This window comes from Cryptosporangium phraense (assembly GCF_006912135.1).
Taxonomy (GTDB): Bacteria; Actinomycetota; Actinomycetes; order Mycobacteriales; family Cryptosporangiaceae; genus Cryptosporangium; species Cryptosporangium phraense.
The window spans coordinates 1-16,359 of the sequence record NZ_VIRS01000055.1 but is presented as its reverse complement, the minus strand read 5'-3'; the positions used below and the strand labels follow the sequence as shown (position 1 = coordinate 16,359).

Below are 16,359 nucleotides of genomic sequence, written 5' to 3'. Positions count from 1 at the left end.
GCGGTCAGCGGCCCCGGAAGAACGACACCGCGGACGCCAGCGCCAGATCGGTGAGCTCCGGATCGTGCCGGGGACCCACGTCCCGCATGAACGCGTGCTCCCCTCCCCGGTACACGTGCAGCTCCAGGTCGGTCAGGCCGGCCGCGTACAGCGCGGTGACCGTGGCCAGCCGCGCCTCCGCCGGCACGTGCGGATCCTGGGACCCGAACACGATCATCAGCCGCCCCCGGATCTCGGCCGCCCGGGCCAGGCTGTCGGCGGTGTCGGAGCCGAGCGCACCGTTGTGCAGGCCGGTCGGGTAGAAGCAGACGGTCGCCTCGACGCGCTCGTCGAACGCGGCCCGGAACGCGAGGTGCCCGCCGAGGCAGAAGCCGGTCACCGCCAGCGTCGACACGTCGGCGCGGGCCGCGAGGTGGTCCAGCACGGCGGCGCGGTCGGCGTCGAACTCGGCGGTGGTCATGGCCGCGGCGCCGGCCAGGCCGGCCTGCTTGCCGGCGTCGTCGAACTCCAGCGCCACGCCGGCCAGCGGACCGTGCGGGTAGATCTCGGGCACGCACACCACGAATCCCGACCCGGCCAGCCGGCGTGCGGTGCGCAGCGTCGACTCGGTCAGCTGGAAGATGTCCGTGTAGAGCAGCGCCCCGGGCCAGGGCCCGTCGCCCACGGGCCGGAGGACGGCCACGTTGATCGTGCCCCCGACGACGATCCGTTCCTCGATCAGCTTCACGTCGCGAGAGCCTAACGACCCCTAGACCAGGAACCGGAACAGCGGGCTGTCGGTCTCGACGCGTTCGATCCTGGGTGGGGCTTCCGACATCCGCTTGAGCAGCGGCTCCAGGTCCTCCGGCCGCCCCAGTTCGACGCCCACCAGCGCCGGTCCGGTCTCGCGGTTGTTGCGCTTCACGTACTCGAACAGCGTGATGTCGTCGTCCGGGCCGAGCACCTCGTCCAGGAACCGTCGCAGCGCGCCCGGCTCCTGCGGGAACTCGACCAGGAAGTAGTGCTTGCGCCCCTCGTGCACCAGCGCCCGCTCCACCACCTCGGCGTACCGGCTCACGTCGTTGTTGCCGCCGGAGAGCACGCACAGCACGGTCGAGTCCGGCTCGATGTCGACGATCGACCCGAGCACGCTCGGGGCCAGCGCCCCGGCCGGCTCGGCGATGATGCCGTCGGACTGGTACAGCGCCAGCATCTCGACGCACACCTGGCCCTCCGGCACCTGCACGAGCTCGGCCCCCAGGTCGCGGACCAGCGGATACGTCAGATCACCGACCCGGCGTACGGCCGCGCCGTCGACGAAACCGTCCAGGTCGGCCAGCGGCACCGGGCCGCCCGCGGCCATCGCCGCGGCCATGCCGGCCGCCCCGGCCGGCTCCACCCCGACCACCCGCACCGCCGGGTACCGCTCCCGCAGCCAGGCCAGCGACCCGGCCAGCAGCCCCCCGCCGCCGACCGGGATCACGACCACGTCCGGTACGTCGTCGAGCTGCTCGAACGCCTCCTTGAGCACGGTGCCCTGCCCGGCGATCGTCCGCGGGTCGTCGAACGCGGGCGCGAGCGTCGCGCCGGTCCGCTCGGCGTCCGCCGCGGCGGCCGCGGCCGCGTCGTCGTAGCTGTCCCCGGAGACGACCAGTTCGACGGCGTCGCCGCCGAGCGCGGCGATCCGGTCCCGCTTCTGCCGGGGCGTCGGCCGCGGCACGAAGACCTTCCCGCGGACGCCGAGCGCGGCGCACGCGTACGCGAGGCCCTGGCCGTGGTTACCGGCGCTGGCGCAGACCACACCGCGCGCCCGGCTGCGTTCGTCGAGCTGGGCGATCAGGTTGTACGCGCCGCGCACCTTGTACGAGCGCACCACCTGCAGGTCTTCGCGCTTGAGCCAGACCGCCGCCCCGATCCGGGCCGAGAGCCGGGCGTTGCGCTCCAGCGGCGTCCGGGACACCACCGCGCCCAACCGGACCGAGGCCGCCTCGACGGCGTCCGCGTCAACTGTCGTCACGTCCGCGATTCTTCCCGTCCGCGGTTGGTGCCGGCCATCCGCCCCGGCCGGGTTCCGACCGCCGCGCCCTAGACTCGCGCCGTGACCGACCCCGAAGCGCGCGAGGCGGCCGAGCTCACGGCGGCGGTCCGCGACGACCCGGCCGCGCGCGTCGCGCTGGCCGCCCGGTTCTACGACGGCCCGGCGATCCGCGCCTACCGGCGCGCGGAGATCGCGTTCATGCACTGGCAGCTCCGCCGCGGTGTGCTGGCCCCCGACGGCAGCCCCTGGTGGCGGTCGGTCAACGAGAACCTCCTCCGGGACGCCTACGAGGCCCGCTTACGCGTCCGGACCGGGCGGGACACCGGCGGGGCGGTGCAGCGCTGGGTCGAGTTCCTGCGGACGCCGTCGCCGCGGTCGTGGTACCGCGCCCACAACGCCAGCATCATCACCGGGTACGTCGAACATCGCGCGCTGGCCGACCGGGAGAAACCGACCGAGCGGTTCTTCATGGACGTCGCGATGATCCGCGTCCTCTACGCCGACAGCCTGCTCTCGAACCCTCGGCTGGCGGCCGGTCGGTTCGCGCTGCTCGCGCCCTGGTTCGGCGACCCGCGCCGCAAGTGGACCGGCGTCTTCCTGTCACTGCACAACATCCTGCCCGCGACCTACCCGCTCCCGGACGAGGACATCGAGTGGTTCCTGGCCCGGGAGAACCGGCTCGGGCACCTGATCGACTACGGCGTGATCCTGCCCAGGGCGCAGCGGCTCTACGAGCACGCGGCCGGCGACCTCGGTCTGCCGCCGGTGTTGGCCATGGTCAGCGACGGTGCGCCCTGCTACGCCTGGCCCGCCGCCGCGTCCGGCGCCTGGTCGAGCTCCCGCTACTCCGCGCTGAAGCGCCTGGCCGGTCGGGCGCTCGGCGGAGCGTCCGCATGAACAGGATCAGACGACGGCGGACGCGGCGGCCCGGCCGGCGGTCCGGCCGCTGAACAGACAGCCGCCGAGGAACGTGCCCTCCAACGAGCGGTAGCCGTGCATACCGCCACCACCGAACCCGGCCACCTCACCCGCGGCGTAGAGCCCGGGAATCGGCGATCCGTCCGCGCCCAGCACCCGGGAAGACAGGTCGGTCTGCAGGCCGCCGAGCGTCTTGCGGGTGAGGACGTGCAGCTTGACCGCGATGAGCGGCCCGGCGCCCGGGTCGAGCAGCCGGTGCGGGGCGGCGACCCGGATCAGCCGGTCGCCCCGGTACGACCGGGCGCCCCGCAGCGCGGTGATCTGCAGGTCCTTCGTGTACGGGTTGGCCATCTCACGGTCCCGCGCCATCACGATCCGCTCGACGTCGGCGGCGTTCAGCAGCGGAGCATCCGTGAGCTTGTTCATGCCGGACACCAGGTCGGGCAGAGCGTCGGCCACGACGAAGTCGACGCCGTGGCGTTTGAAGGCCTCCACCGGACCGGGCGCGCCCGGTCGGACGCGCTGCAGCAGCAGGCGCACGTCCTTGCCGGTCAGGTCGGGGTTCTGTTCGGAGCCCGACAGGGCGAACTCCTTCTCGATGATCTTCTGGGTGAGCACGAACCAGGTGTGGTCGTGACCGGACTTCGCGATGTGCTCCAGCGTGCCGAGCGTGTCGAAGCCGGGGAACAGCGGGACCGGCAGTCGCTTGCCGGTCGCGTCGAGCCAGAGCGACGACGGGCCGGGCAGGATCCGGATGCCGTGACCGGGCCAGATCGGGTCCCAGTTCGTGATGCCCTCGGTGTAGTGCCACATCCGGTCGCGGTTCACGACCCGGCCGCCGGCGGCCTCGGTGATGCCGATCATGCGGCCGTCGACGTGGGCCGGGACGCCGGTCAGCATGTTTTTCGGGGGCGCGCCGAGCCGCTTCGGCCAGTTCTGCCGGACCAGGTCATGGTTACCGCCGATCCCGCCCGCGGTGACGATGACGGCCTGCGCGCGCAGCGCGAAGTCGCCGACCACGTCGCGGTTGGTGGGCTCGCCGCGCTTCGTGTCGCTCGGCGCCAGAATGCTGCCGGCGACGCCGATGACGGTTCCGTTGTCGGTGAGCAGCAGGTCGACGCGGTGCCGGAACCGCAGGTCGACGTTCTCGCGGACCCGCCGCACGAACGGTGCGATCAGCCCGGGGCCGGTGCCCCAGGTGAGGTGGAACCGGGGGACCGAGTTGCCGTGGCCGGTCGCGTCGTAGCCGCCCCGCTCGGCCCAGTTGACCAGCGGAAAGATGCCGACGCCCCGCTCGCGCAGCCAGGAGCGCTTCTCGCCCGCGGCGAAGTCGACGTAGGCCTCGGCCCAGCGGCGCGCCCAGACGTCCTCATCGTCGAGGCGGTCGAACCCGGCCGTGCCGAGCCAGTCCTGCCAGGCCAACTCGTGCGAGTCGCGGATGCCCATCCGGCGCTGCTCGGGGGAGTTCACGAAGAACAGCCCGCCGAACGACCAGAACGCCTGGCCGCCGAGCGAGCCCTCGGGTTCCTGGTCGAGCAGGACGACCGACTTGCCGGCCTCGGCCAGTTCGGCCGCGGCCACCAGCCCGGCCAACCCACCGCCGACGACGATGACGTCTGTGACGTCGGGAACGTCCGCATCCACAGTCATGGGGTCACCCTGGAGTGAGCGGGGGCGAAGGTCAATTGGCGGGTGATAATTCCCAAATCTGTCGCGGTGGCCGGCGGGCATCAGCACAATCGGCTCGTGGCGAACCGGATCGTGGTGCTGGGCGCGGGCCTGATCGGGCTGTACGTCGGCGGGTTGCTGCAGGCGGCGGGCGCTCCGGTCAGCCTGATCGGGCGTTCGCGGATGCGTGCGCTGGCCTCTGGCCCGCTGGTGTTGAGCGGGCTGGACGGGAGCCGGGTGAAGATACCGGCCGGTGCGCTGGACTACTCGGAGGACCCCGCCGCGCTGGCCGACGCCGGGCTCGTGCTGGTGACGGTGAAGAGCGCGGACACCGGCGAGGCGGGCGAGGCGATCGCGACCGGCGCGCCGCAGCGTCCGGTGGTGCTGAGCCTGCAGAACGGCATCGGCAACACCGACGTGCTGCAGACCCGGTTACCCGACTACGACGTGGCGGCCGGGATGGTCGCGTTCAACGTCGCGTCGCCGGAGCCGGGACGTCTGCACCGCGCCACCGAGGGCGGGCTGATGTGCGCGCGAACCCCGGCGCTGGAGGCCTGGCTGCCGTCGTTCGAGGCGGCCGGGCTGCCGCTGGTGATGCGGACCGACTTCGTGCCCGTGCAGTGGGGCAAGCTGCTGCTCAACCTCAACAACGCGGTGAACGCGCTGTCGGGGGTGCCGCTGGCCGCCGAGCTGGCCCAGCGCTCGTACCGGCGGGTGTTCGCGCTGCTGGTCGCCGAGGCGCTGCGGACGCTGCGGGCGTCCGCGATCGTGCCGGCCCGGGTGACGCGCCTGCCACCGCAGGCCCTGCCGACGATGCTGCGGGTGCCGGACGCGGTCTACGGCCGGGTCGTCGGGGCGGCGTTCTCGATGGATCCGGAGGCGCGGTCGTCGATGTGGGAGGACCTCAGCGCGGGGCGGCGCACCGAGGTCGACTACCTGAACGGCGCGGTCGTGCGGCTGGCCGAGCGGGCCGGCCGGACCGCGCCGCACAACGCGACGATCGTCGAGCTGATCCACGCGGCCGAGTCCGGTTCGCTCCCCGCCTACCCGGCCGAGGAGCTCTACGCCCGCCTGCTCACGAACGGGCGATGAACGCGGCCTTGCCCTCGGTGTAGGCCTCGCGGTCGTCCGCATGGGCGACGGCCAGCCGACGCTTCAGGGCCGCGTAATCGCGGGCCAGCTGCGGGTCCGCGCGGAGCCGGTCGCGGAACGCGAGCTGCTCGGCCCAGCGGGGGTGGTCGGCCGGGTCTGCGACCGCGGCCATCAGATCGACGATCGGCTTCGCGACGAGGCCGGGGACGGCGGTCGAGCCGATGTGCTCGATCGACGGGCCGAGAACCTCGGCGAGCGTCGCGCACTCGGACCGGGCGGTCTCGGCCCAGCGGGGGTCGTGGGCCGAGAGCGCGACCTGCTCGTAGGCCCACGGGGGAGCGGCGTCGGTCATGGGCTGTCGGTTTCGGTGAACGCGTTGGGCCAGGTGCGGATGCCGTGGTCTTCGGGGAAGTCGCCGGCGTGCAGGCGGACGTCGCGGAGCAGGTCGTAGAGCGACTTCATCTGGTCGGGCTCCAGCGAGTCCAGCGCGAACCGGACCGCGACCAGGGCCTGGGTGGCCCGCTCGGTCACCTCGCGGCCGGAGTCGGTGATCGCCACCAGCGTGGTGCGCCGGTCGGTCGGGTGCGGCTCGCGCCGGATGAACTCCTGCGCCTGCAGCCGGTCGACGATGTTCGTGATGCTCGTCGGGTGGACCATCAGCCGCTGGCCCATCTTGCTCATCGGCAGGCTGCCGTTTCGGCTGAAGCACAGCAGGACGAGCGCCTCGTACCGGGCGAACGTCAGGTTCAGCGGACGCAGCGCGGTCTCGATCCGCCCGAGCAGCAGCTGCTGGACCCGCATGATCGAGGTTGCCACGGCCATCGCGTCCGCGTCGTCCCAGCGGGCGCTCCACTTGCGGGCGGCCTCCTCGACCGGATCGAACGGCAGGGAGCTCGGCGCGACCATGGCTTGCAGGGTAACCGGCCTAGGGTCGGGGCATGGCGACGGTGGTGGATGACCTCTTTCTCGACGTGAGGCTGCCGGACGACGTGCGGCGGGTGGTGAGCTTGGTGCCGTCGCTCACCGAGACGGTGGCGGCCAGTGGGCGTGAGCTGCTGGTCGGCGTCACGGACTGGTGCTCGCACCCGGCGGACCTCGACGTCGCGCGGATCCGGGGCACGAAGAATCCGGATGTGGAGGCGATCATCGCGTTGCGTCCGGACGTCGTTCTGGCCAATCGGGAGGAGAACCGGGGGACGGATCTGGATGCGTTGCGTGCGGCGGGATTGGCGGTGTACGTGACCGACATCCGGACGGTTCCGGCTGCGTTTGCTTCTCTGGGACGGTTGCATGCGGTGCTCGGGCTCGGGCGTCCGGAGTGGCTCGGGGAGGCGGAGGCCGAGTGGTCGGCCGACCTCCCGGCCGAGGCTCCGGCTGACCTCCCGGCCGTGGCTCCGGCCGGCTTCCCGGCCGTGGCTCCGGCCGACGGCGGGTCGGCCGACGGACGGCCGGCGGTCGTCGTGCCGATCTGGCGGCGGCCGTGGATGGCCCTGGGGTCGGACACGTTCGCGGGGGACGTCGTGGAGCGGCTGGGGTACCGGAACGTGCTGGGCGACAGTCCGGAGCGGTACCCGAAGTTCGACCCGGTGTCGTTGCCGCCGATCGACCTGGTGCTGCTGCCCGACGAGCCGTACGCGTTCACGCCCGACGACGGTCCGGAGGCGTTCGGCGGCACGCGGTTCGCCTGCGTCGACGGCCGGTCGCTGACCTGGTACGGGCCCAGCCTGGCCGGGGCCCGGACCCGGCTCCGTCTCGCGATTCGGGGCGAGTGAGCCCGAGGTCGGGCTGGTCGCCGAGGGACGTGGCGCCGCTGCTGCCGGGGCCGCCCGGCCGCGCGTACGTCAGCGCCGCCTCGCTGGTCGCGCGATCGCTGGTGGAGTGGGTTCGACGGCACTCGGTGCGGCTAAACCGACATTAGGGCGTCTCGTCCGAACAGCAGGCGTTCGTCGGGCTCGGTACTGGCGGTGCTGGACATTGTTGATCGGTAGTCAGATAGTAGGAAGTCCAAGCATCTGGGCGGTCGGGACGGGGACATGGCGAGCGCACTGCACACACCGGTCAACCCGGTCCGGTTCGTGACCGCATCCAGCCTGTTCGACGGGCACGACGCGGCGATCAACATCATGCGGCGGATCCTCCAGTCGCAGGGGGCCGAGGTGATCCACCTCGGGCACAACCGGTCGGTGCGCGAGGTCGTCGACGCCGCCATTCAGGAAGACGTCCAGGGCGTGGCGATCTCGGCCTACCAGGGCGGTCACGTCGAGTACTTCACGTACCTGGTCGAGCTGCTCCAGGAACGGGGGGCCGGGCACATCAAGGTGTTCGGCGGTGGCGGCGGCGTGATCGTTCCGGACGAGATCGCGCTGCTGCACTCGCGCGGGGTCGCGCACATCTTCTCGCCGGCCGAGGGCCAGAAGATTGGGCTGCCCGCGATGATCAACTCACTGATCGCAGCCTGCGACTACGACCTCGCCGCCGCCCCGCCGCCGGCCCACCCCGCCGCTCCGCCGCCGGCCGATCTCGCCTCCGGCCCCCCGCCGGCCGATCCCGCCTCCGGCCCCCCGCCGGCCGATCCCGCCTCCGGCCCCGCGCCGGCCGATCCCGCCTCCGGCTCGGCGCCGGCCGACCCCGCCTCCGGCCCCGCGCCGGTCGACGGCGGGTCGGCGGGGCTCGACGGGCTGTTCACCGGGGCCACGCTCGCGGTGGCCCGGGCCATCACGATGGCCGAGGCCGGCGCGCTCCCGGCCGACCTCGCCGACGAGATCCGGCGCCGAGCCGCGGCCCGGCGCGTGCCGGTGCTCGGCATCACCGGCACCGGCGGGTCCGGGAAATCCTCGCTCACCGACGAGCTCGTACGCCGCTTCCGGCTCGACCAGCAGGACAAGCTGCGGATCGCGGTCCTGGCCGTGGACCCCACCCGCCGCCGGGGCGGCGGCGCGCTGCTCGGTGACCGCATCCGGATGAACGGCCTCGACGGCGACGTCGTGTTCTTCCGCTCGCTGGCCACCCGCGGCGCCGGCCGCGAGCTCCCTGAGGGACTCGGGGACACGATCGCAGTCTGCCGGGCGTCCGGCTTCGACCTGGTGATCGTCGAGACTCCCGGCATCGGCCAGGGCGACGCGGCGATCGTCCCGTTCGTCGACTTCTCCCTCTACGTGATGACGCCCGAGTTCGGCGCCGCGTCGCAGCTCGAGAAGATCGACATGCTCGACTTCGCCGACGCGGTCGCGATCAACAAGTTCGAACGCCGCGGCGCCGAGGACGCTCGCCGGGACGTGGCCCGCCAGCTCGTCCGGAACCGCGAGGCGTTCGGGGCGCAGTGGGCCGACATGCCGGTCTACGGCACCAGCGCGGCGACGTTCAACGACGACGGCGTCACCGCGCTCTACCAGTTCCTCCGGGGCGAGCTGAACCTGAGCGAGGGCACGCTCCCGACCGTCACCGGCAAGACCTCCACGTCGGCCGCGACGATCGTCCCGCCGACCCGCGTCCGCTACCTGGCCGACATCGCCGACGGCGTCCGCCAGTACCACGGGAAGACCGACGAACTGGTCGCCGCCGTCCGTCGGACCGAGCACCTGGAGGTGGCGCGGGCCGCGCTCGAGGCGGCGGGCGCGCCGACCGCGGACCTGGAGAAGCTGATCGCACCCGTCGACCGCGACGCGGAGGCCCTGCTCGCGACCTGGGAGCAGACGAAGCGGGACTACGACGGCGACGAGCTCGTGACGACGGTCCGGGACCGGACGCTCCGTACGACGCTGCGCCGGGAGACCCTCTCCGGCACCAAGATCCCGCGCGTCGCGCTCCCGAAGGACCCCGACCGCGGCGCGCTGCTCCGCTTCCTCCGCGAGGAGAACCTCCCGGGCCGGTTCCCGTTCACCGCGGGCGTCTTCCCGTTCAAGCGCGACGGCGAGGACCCGGCCCGGATGTTCGCCGGCGAGGGCGACGCGTTCCGTACGAACCGCCGCTTCAAATACCTCTCCAAAGACTCCGAAGCCACCCGTCTGAGCACTGCGTTCGACTCGGTGACGCTGTACGGCCGCGACCCCGACACCCCGCCCGACGTCTACGGCAAGATCGGCACGTCCGGCGTCTCGATCGCCACCCTCGACGACATGAAGGCGCTCTACGACGGTTTCGACCTGACGTCCCCCACGACGTCGGTGAGCATGACGATCAACGGCCCGGCGCCGACGATCCTGGCGTTCTTCCTGAACACGGTCATCGACCAGAGCGATGATCCGGCCGAGGCCCTGCGCACCGTGCGCGGCACGGTCCAGGCCGACATCCTCAAGGAGGACCAGGGCCAGAACACCTGCCTGTTCTCCACCGAGTTCAGCTTGAAGATGATGGCCGACATCCAGGAGTGGTTCATCGAGCACGAGGTCCGCAACTTCTACTCGGTGAGCATCTCCGGGTACCACATCGCCGAGGCCGGGGCGAACCCGATCAGCCAGCTCGCGTTCACGCTGGCCAACGGCTTCACCTATGTGGAGTCGTACCTGGCCAGGGGCATGGACATCGACGACTTCGCGCCCAACCTGTCGTTCTTCTTCTCCAACGGCATGGACGCCGAGTACACGGTCCTGGGCCGGGTCGCCCGCCGGATCTGGGCCATCGCGATGCGCGACCGCTACGGCGCCAACGAGCGCTCGCAGAAGCTCAAGTACCACGTCCAGACGTCCGGGCGATCGCTGCACGCGCAGGAGATGCAGTTCAACGACATCCGGACGACGCTGCAGGCCCTCACCGCGATCTACGACAACTGCAACAGCCTGCACACCAACGCCTACGACGAGGCGGTCACCACCCCGACCGAGGCGTCGGTGCGGCGGGCGCTGGCGATCCAGCTGATCATCAACCGCGAGTGGGGCCTGGCGATGAACGAGAACCCGCTGCAGGGCTCGTACGTCGTCGATGAGCTGACCGACCTGGTCGAGGAGGCCGTGCTGGCCGAGTTCGACCGCATCTCCGAGCGCGGCGGCGTGCTCGGCGCGATGGAGACCGGCTACCAGCGCGGCCGGATCCAGGACGAGTCGATGCTCTACGAGCAGCGCAAGCACGACGGGTCGCTCCCGCTGATCGGCGTCAACACGTTCCTGCCGCCGGACGGTGGTGACGACACCGGGCCGATCGAGCTCGCCCGGGCGACCGAGGACGAGAAGCGCTCCCAGGTCGAGCGCGTCCGGACGTTCCAGCGCGAGCACCGCGCCGAGGCCGAGGAGGCGCTCACGCGCCTCAAGAATGCGGCCCTGGCCGACGAGAACGTGTTCGCGGTTCTGATGGACGCTGCGCGGGTGTGCAGCCTGGGGCAGATCACCGCGGCGTTCTTCGAGGTGGGCGGCCAGTACCGGCGGAACGTGTAGCTCGGCGAGTCGAATCGGGCAAATGCGGCAAAATGCGGTTGGATTGACGGGCCCGCTCGTCCACCCCCCGGGAGTCAACTGCGATGGCCGCCCCGCCGCGCTCACCTGACGGACCGCTCGACGTCCGGGGGGAGGAGCCGGACTGGAGCGTCTACGACGAGCCGGGGACGCGCTTCGGCCGGTCCGCGACGGTGTACGGCCGCACGGTCACCGACTACGAGCCCGACGAGGACCTGCTCGGGTTCGTCGGCGTCGCCGACCTCCCGGCCGGGCGGCACTCGGCGAGCGAGGGGCGCCTGTCCGGGACGCTGGCCGCGGCCGGGCTGCCGGTCGTCGCGCTCGGCATCGCGGTCGTCGCGCTGCTGATCGCCGGGATCGCGACGGTCACCGGGATCATCGCGGTCGGCCGGGCGACGTCGGCCGAGGGCGCGGCGAAGCGGGCCGCGGTCGCGGCCGCGTCGGACGAGCACGCGGTGGATCCGGAAGCGTCCGCGCAGGCCGCGGCCCCGGCGCCGGTGCCCTCGTCGGCTCCGCCGTCTCCGTCGCCGTCGCCCAGTCCGACGGATCCGGACCGGCTCGACCCGGGGGCGAACTACGAGCTCGCCTACGCCGACCAGCTCGTCCGGGTGCAGCCCAGCACGTGCGAGGGGACCGACCTCGACCTCGACCAGCCGCGGGTGCTCCCGGTGTCGGGTGCCGACGCGTCCTACCGGAGCTGCGCGGACGGGCTGCACCTGGACTTCGACCAGGCGTCCCGGTTCGCGGTGATCGACAACCGGGACCCGAGCGCGCGGGACTGCGTGAACGCGGTCCGGGCCGACCCCGGGGTCGGGTGGGTGGCGCCGTCGCCGGGAACGACCGTGTGCGTGCTGACGTCCCGCCTGGCGGCCGAGTCGCAGCAGCTCACGACGAAGCTGGTGCGGATGAACGTGGAGAGCGTCGAGGCCGACGGGTCGCTGGCGGCCGAGTTGACCGCGTGGGTCGTGCCGTAGCGCTCAGCTCCGGGGTCGGGGTGCCGATCGGGCGTTTGTGATGAATCGGACATCGGGAACAGCTCAGACCGTGACCGATCGGTCGGGGGTCGAACTGCTGGTCGAGGTGGGGACGTTGTTGTCCGCGCCGACGGTCGCGGCGCTCGACACCGGGCTGGAGCTGTCGGTGGTCGCGGTGACCGCTTTCGTCGGGGGGCGGCGGGGTGAGCTCGTCGTCCGTCCGAGTGACCAGCCGGGTCCGACGGACCCGTTCCCGCTGGCCGACGCCGAAGCCCGAGCCGCGTCCGGCCCGCCCACCGGCGAAGAGACGGTGCGGCTGGCGGACGCGCCGGGGCTGACTCCCGGGCTTCCTCCGGTGCCCGAGCCCGGGGAGCACGCGGCGGCGGTGCCGTCGGCGTTGCGGCCGCCGGCCGGGCCGGCGCCGCTGCCCGATCTGCCGGCCGGTGCGCCGGGGATCGGTGCCGCTCCGGGGCTGAGCGAGGGCCAGTGGCAGCGCCTCGACGAGGGCCGTCCGGTCGTCGACGACACGAGCCTGGGCGGCCCGGCCGTGCTGTTCCCCGTGTCGTGCGCGGGGATGGTCATCGCCGCCCTGCGCGTCGGCGGGCTGGTCAACGAGCGGGCGGTCGCCGACAACCTGACCGCCAGCGAGCGAGGCGAGGTGGTGACCGGAGCCTGCGCCCTGCTGGGCGCCGCCATCACCCGCCGCCAAGCCGCCGCAGAATCGGAAACCCCCGCCGCCTCCGCGCGCGGCGCGGCCCCGCGCGCCGAGCGCGACGGCGACTCTGGCCGCGACGCGGCTCCGAGCGCCGAGAGCGACTTTCTCGCTCGGATGAGCCATGAGCTGCGCACGCCGCTCAACGCGATCCTCGGCTTCGCCCAGCTCCTCGAACCCGCCGACCTCACCCCCGAAGAATCCGACAACCTCACCCACATCGTCCGGGCCGGCCGCCACATGCTCGCGATCCTCAACGACGCCCTCGACGTCGAGGCCGTCGAATCCGGCCACGTCTCCCTCGACCCCGAGGACATCGACCTCGACCAGGCCATCGGCGAAGCCCTCGACCTCATCCGCCCGGCCGCCGAATCCGCCGGCCTGGCGATCGAACGCCCGGCCACCGACGGCCTCCGGGTCCGCGCCGACCGCCAGCGCCTCCGTCAGGTCCTGCTCAACCTGCTCTCGAACGCGGTCAAGTACAACCGCCCGGGCGGCCGGATCCGCGTCGAGGCCAACCCGGTCGACTCCCGGGGCCACCGCACCGACGACGACTTCCGCTACGTCCAGATCGCGGTCGCCGACTCCGGCCGCGGCATCCCCGAGGACCGCCTCGCCGACGTCTTCACCCCGTTCGAGCGCATCGGCGTCAAGGACGTCGGCGGCACCGGGCTCGGGCTCTCGCTGGTCAAGAGCCTCACCACGGCCATGGACGGCTGCGTCGACGTCACCAGCTCGGAAGGCGCGGGCAGTACGTTCACGATCGACCTCCCGTACGCGGGCCAGGCCCGGGAACAGGAGCGGGCCACCGTCCTCTACGTCGAGGACGACCCGGCCAACGTCACGCTCGTCCAGCGCGTGCTCAGCGCGAACGAGCAGCTCAACCTCGTCGTCGCCCCGGACGGCCCGTCCGGCGTCCGGCTGATCGAGGAGCTCCGGCCCGCGCTCGTGCTGCTCGACGTCCACCTTCCGGACGTCGAGGGCGACGAGATCCTCGCCGGGATCCGCAGCCACACCGACCCCGACCGCCGCCGGACCCCGGTCGTCGTCGTCTCCGCGGACCCGACCGGCGAGCGCCGCCTCCTCGACGCCGGCGCCGACGCGTTCGTCTCCAAGCCGATCGAGAACCACCTGCTGCTGAACGAGATCGTGTCCCGGCTCAGCTGAGCGTCAGGCGCGGGGGAGCGGCGGCCGGCGCGTCGCCGTGCTCCTCGTACCAGGTGATCAGCCCGCGCACGTCGACCCCGTGCGGTGGGAGGTCGGCGTACGGCGTCAGGCGGCCCATCCCCCGGGCGAGCAGCCGGGCCGACCCGGCGGCGTTCCCCCGCTGCGCGTGGGTGATCCCGACGCAGATCTGCGCCAGCCCCTGCCAGAGCTCCCGCTCCGGCTCCGGCGCGGCCTTCCAGGCCGCCTCCAGCACCTCGTGCGCGGAGAACGCGCGCCCACCGTCGAGCAGTCGCTGAGCCTCGGCGAGCGCCTGCCCCGCCTCCAGTGGTTCCTCGTCGATCGGATCTACGCCGCCCGGCGAACCATAGGGCAGTGGGCGGCCCAGCGCGTCACGAGGACGAGCCTGACGCGGCCGTCCGTCCGGGTCCCGATCGCGGCTGTTCATGAGTGAAGTGTCCCGCCGTTCTCGCGAAATCGGGTGCGGCGGCGCGCCCGGTGCTGTCCACTGTGGGGCCGTGGAGGTCGTGATCTCGACGCTCGTCAGCGTCCCGACGGGCATTCTGACGTCGTTCCTGTTCTGGTGGTGGTTCACCCGGCAGCTGGCGCCACGCATCTCGTGGTCGGAGGCCCTGGTCGCGCCGCCCGACGACAAGCGGGTCGGCAACGACCACGACCAGCTGCGGCTCAAGATCGTCAACCACGGGCGCCGGCACGCGCTCGACCTGCAGGTCTGGGCCCAGCTGCGGTTGCCCCACGAGGTCGACCACATCGGGTCGCCGATGCACCTGATCGAGCTGCCGACCTCGACGCCGTGGCTGCCCCGGTTGCAGCGCCAGAGCTACCGGTACGTCCGGATGTGCCCGAACAAGATCCCGCCGGACGAGTTCGAGCGCGCCGGGCTCGACCCGGACGCCGAGCTGGGCGACCTGCTGCGCCGCCGGCCGGGCGCGGCGATCCGCGTGTACCTGTTCGCGTACGACGGGTTCAGCGGCGCGCGGAAGATCTTCGTGTCGCCGGACTACACCGCCGACGAACTCGTCGAGGGGTCGTTCGAGCCGGGCCTGTCGCTGGTCGCGACCCGGCCCGCCCTACCGGACGCCGAGTAGCGCCCGCCGCACGCGGTCGTGCGGCGGACGTCCGAACGGCGTCAGGCCTCGGTGTCGGCCGGCTTCTCGACGGCGGGCGCGGCCGCCTGCGTCGGGACGTGGGCCAGGCCCGACATGACCGACGCCGAGTCCGACCGGATCTTCTCGTAGCCGTTCGCGACCCGGGTCGGCTCGAACTCGATCACCGTGTAGTCGGCCAGGCACTTCTCGGCGTACGGGTCGAGCGAGAGGCGCCGGTTCAGCTCCTCGCGGTCGACGCCCTGGGCCAGGATCACCCCGCCGTGCCGCGGGACCCGCGGACCGGAGGCGACGAACACCCCGTCGGTGAACTGGCTCTCGAGCCAGGTCATGTGGCCGTCGAGCTCGGCGTCCACTTCGGAAATGTCAGCGACGTACGTCAATGTCACAACGAACATCCGCGCACCCTATCGGGTGGTAGCAGCATTACCGGACGGTTCCTGGCAAACGCCTCGTGACATCGCTGTGACCAGGGGGAACTGTGTGATGTGAAACATGATCGGGAATCCCGACCGGGCCGGTAGGGTTCGTGCATCTGTGGTGGTCACCGAGCGTGGCCGCCGGCCGATGACCGACGTCCGAATCGAGTGCTCGTCCGATGTCCGCTCCCGTTTCCGCCCCGACCGAATGGGACGAATGGCGTGCCGCCCGGCTCGCCTCCGTCACCGCCCCGAACGGCAACCTCGCGCTCGTCGAGACGTGCTGGCTGTCCGACGGTGAGGACGGTCCGCCGGTCGACGGGAAGACGGTGACCGCGCTGGAGCGGCGGAACATCGTCACCGGGGCGGTCGAGCGCGGGATCCGGCGCTGGGACGCCGAGTCCCCGGCGATCCGGAGCTTCGCCACGATCGACGTGTTCGACTACGACCCGGCGCTGGTGCTGGAGGGGACGCTCGAGGTCGGGGCCGAGCCGAAACTGGTCGCGTTCGAACACCTGCGTGACAACGGGCGCACCCGGGATCTCGCCGTGCCCGGCGGCATCCACCTGACCTACGACGGCGCCGACCACGTGCTCGACGCGTTCGACGACGACGGCACATTGCTGCTGGTCTTCGGAGACGCGACGAACGGGGTCGACACCTACGACGCGGGGCGCTTCCTGTTCGTCGAGCGGCAGCCCGGCACCGACCGGGTCGTGCTCGACTTCAACCGCTCCTTCGTGCCGCCCTGCGGGTTCTCACCCGAGTACAACTGTCCGATGCCGCCGAGGCAGAACCGCTTCCCCGGCCGCATCGAGGCCGGCGAGAAGCGCCCCGTCTTTCGCGCTTAGGCGCGGATCGACGGGTTATCGGGGTTCTGAAGT

At 72.3% G+C, this 16,359-nt stretch carries 15 protein-coding genes; 8 read left to right on the top strand and 7 right to left on the bottom strand.

The window, feature by feature from the left end:
• Positions 1 to 4: 4 nt before the first annotated feature.
• Together FL583_RS38005 and ilvA are read right to left on the bottom strand one after the other, a co-directional pair.
• On the bottom strand, positions 5 to 727 hold the full coding sequence (locus FL583_RS38005; protein ID WP_142709767.1) for a dienelactone hydrolase family protein: 723 nt from the start codon (positions 725 to 727) through the stop codon (positions 5 to 7).
• 21 nt (positions 728 to 748) lie between these two features.
• Positions 749 to 2,005, bottom strand: a complete 1,257-nt coding sequence (ilvA, locus tag FL583_RS38000) for a threonine ammonia-lyase IlvA (protein ID WP_142709783.1) — start codon at positions 2,003 to 2,005, stop codon at positions 749 to 751.
• 72 nt (positions 2,006 to 2,077) lie between these two features.
• Here ilvA and FL583_RS37995 point away from each other — a divergent pair, with 72 nt between their 5' ends.
• Positions 2,078 to 2,914, top strand: a complete 837-nt coding sequence (locus tag FL583_RS37995) for a hypothetical protein (protein ID WP_170324086.1) — start codon at positions 2,078 to 2,080, stop codon at positions 2,912 to 2,914.
• A gap of 6 nt (positions 2,915 to 2,920) precedes the next feature.
• Here the strand turns inward: FL583_RS37995 and FL583_RS37990 are convergent, their stop codons facing one another.
• Positions 2,921 to 4,585 carry an FAD-binding dehydrogenase gene (locus FL583_RS37990; RefSeq protein WP_142709765.1) on the bottom strand — a complete coding sequence of 555 codons (1,665 nt, stop codon included), beginning with the start codon at positions 4,583 to 4,585 and terminating at the stop codon, positions 2,921 to 2,923.
• 96 nt (positions 4,586 to 4,681) lie between these two features.
• Here FL583_RS37990 and FL583_RS37985 point away from each other — a divergent pair, with 96 nt between their 5' ends.
• Positions 4,682 to 5,695 carry a 2-dehydropantoate 2-reductase gene (locus tag FL583_RS37985; RefSeq protein WP_142709764.1) on the top strand — a complete coding sequence of 338 codons (1,014 nt, stop codon included), beginning with the start codon at positions 4,682 to 4,684 and terminating at the stop codon, positions 5,693 to 5,695.
• Here FL583_RS37985 and FL583_RS37980 read toward each other — a convergent pair.
• Positions 5,679 to 6,047 carry a GrpB family protein gene (locus FL583_RS37980; RefSeq protein WP_142709763.1) on the bottom strand — a complete coding sequence of 123 codons (369 nt, stop codon included), beginning with the start codon at positions 6,045 to 6,047 and terminating at the stop codon, positions 5,679 to 5,681. The two genes, FL583_RS37985 and FL583_RS37980, sit on opposite strands and share 17 nt — an antisense overlap.
• On the bottom strand, positions 6,044 to 6,601 hold the full coding sequence (locus FL583_RS37975) for a MarR family winged helix-turn-helix transcriptional regulator (protein ID WP_142709762.1): 558 nt from the start codon (positions 6,599 to 6,601) through the stop codon (positions 6,044 to 6,046). Before FL583_RS37975 ends, FL583_RS37980 begins: the two co-directional genes overlap by 4 nt.
• A 32-nt stretch (positions 6,602 to 6,633) precedes the next feature.
• On the opposite strand from FL583_RS37975, the gene FL583_RS37970 reads away from it, so the two are divergent.
• From FL583_RS37970 to FL583_RS37950, 4 genes are all read left to right on the top strand, one after another.
• On the top strand, positions 6,634 to 7,467 hold the full coding sequence (locus FL583_RS37970; protein ID WP_142709761.1) for a helical backbone metal receptor: 834 nt from the start codon (positions 6,634 to 6,636) through the stop codon (positions 7,465 to 7,467).
• Between the two features lie 261 nt (positions 7,468 to 7,728).
• Entirely contained in the window at positions 7,729 to 11,061 is a 3,333-nt protein-coding gene (gene icmF, locus FL583_RS37960) for a fused isobutyryl-CoA mutase/GTPase IcmF (protein ID WP_240746961.1), read from the top strand.
• 83 nt (positions 11,062 to 11,144) lie between these two features.
• Positions 11,145 to 12,053 carry a hypothetical protein gene (locus tag FL583_RS37955; protein ID WP_142709760.1) on the top strand — a complete coding sequence of 303 codons (909 nt, stop codon included), beginning with the start codon at positions 11,145 to 11,147 and terminating at the stop codon, positions 12,051 to 12,053.
• Between the two features lie 70 nt (positions 12,054 to 12,123).
• Complete coding sequence (locus FL583_RS37950; RefSeq protein WP_170324087.1) at positions 12,124 to 13,932, top strand: ATP-binding response regulator; 1,809 nt, start codon at positions 12,124 to 12,126, stop codon at positions 13,930 to 13,932.
• On the opposite strand, the gene FL583_RS37945 is transcribed toward FL583_RS37950, so the two are convergent.
• Positions 13,925 to 14,377 carry a DUF309 domain-containing protein gene (locus tag FL583_RS37945; RefSeq protein ID WP_142709758.1) on the bottom strand — a complete coding sequence of 151 codons (453 nt, stop codon included), beginning with the start codon at positions 14,375 to 14,377 and terminating at the stop codon, positions 13,925 to 13,927. The two genes, FL583_RS37950 and FL583_RS37945, sit on opposite strands and share 8 nt — an antisense overlap.
• 70 nt (positions 14,378 to 14,447) lie before the next feature.
• Here FL583_RS37945 and FL583_RS37940 point away from each other — a divergent pair, with 70 nt between their 5' ends.
• The gene (locus FL583_RS37940; protein WP_142709757.1) at positions 14,448 to 15,038 is read left to right on the top strand and encodes a hypothetical protein; all 591 of its coding nucleotides are present in this window, start codon (positions 14,448 to 14,450) and stop codon (positions 15,036 to 15,038) included.
• A gap of 41 nt (positions 15,039 to 15,079) precedes the next feature.
• On the opposite strand, the gene FL583_RS37935 is transcribed toward FL583_RS37940, so the two are convergent.
• Positions 15,080 to 15,454: a YciI family protein gene (locus FL583_RS37935; RefSeq protein WP_142709756.1), complete on the bottom strand. Its 375-nt coding sequence runs from the start codon at positions 15,452 to 15,454 to the stop codon at positions 15,080 to 15,082.
• Positions 15,455 to 15,654: 200 nt separating this feature from the next.
• Here FL583_RS37935 and FL583_RS37930 point away from each other — a divergent pair, with 200 nt between their 5' ends.
• A complete protein-coding gene (locus FL583_RS37930; RefSeq protein WP_142709755.1) occupies positions 15,655 to 16,326 on the top strand; it encodes a DUF1684 domain-containing protein in 672 nt (223 codons plus the stop codon).
• Positions 16,327 to 16,359: the final 33 nt, after the last annotated feature.

Bases quoted from the DNA above. Each gene is read 5' to 3' on its own strand.
- FL583_RS37970 (WP_142709761.1), top strand. From the start codon at position 6,634: ATGGCGACGGTGGTGGATGACCTCTTTCTCGACGTGAGGCTGCCGGAC.
- FL583_RS37930 (WP_142709755.1), top strand. From the start codon at position 15,655: ATGTCCGCTCCCGTTTCCGCCCCGACCGAATGGGACGAATGGCGTGCC.
- icmF (WP_240746961.1), top strand. From the start codon at position 7,729: ATGGCGAGCGCACTGCACACACCGGTCAACCCGGTCCGGTTCGTGACC.
- FL583_RS37935 (WP_142709756.1), bottom strand. From the start codon at position 15,454: ATGTTCGTTGTGACATTGACGTACGTCGCTGACATTTCCGAAGTGGAC.
- FL583_RS37980 (WP_142709763.1), bottom strand. From the start codon at position 6,047: ATGACCGACGCCGCTCCCCCGTGGGCCTACGAGCAGGTCGCGCTCTCG.
- FL583_RS37955 (WP_142709760.1), top strand. From the start codon at position 11,145: ATGGCCGCCCCGCCGCGCTCACCTGACGGACCGCTCGACGTCCGGGGG.
- FL583_RS37975 (WP_142709762.1), bottom strand. From the start codon at position 6,601: ATGGTCGCGCCGAGCTCCCTGCCGTTCGATCCGGTCGAGGAGGCCGCC.
- FL583_RS37945 (WP_142709758.1), bottom strand. From the start codon at position 14,377: ATGAACAGCCGCGATCGGGACCCGGACGGACGGCCGCGTCAGGCTCGT.
- FL583_RS37990 (WP_142709765.1), bottom strand. From the start codon at position 4,585: ATGACTGTGGATGCGGACGTTCCCGACGTCACAGACGTCATCGTCGTC.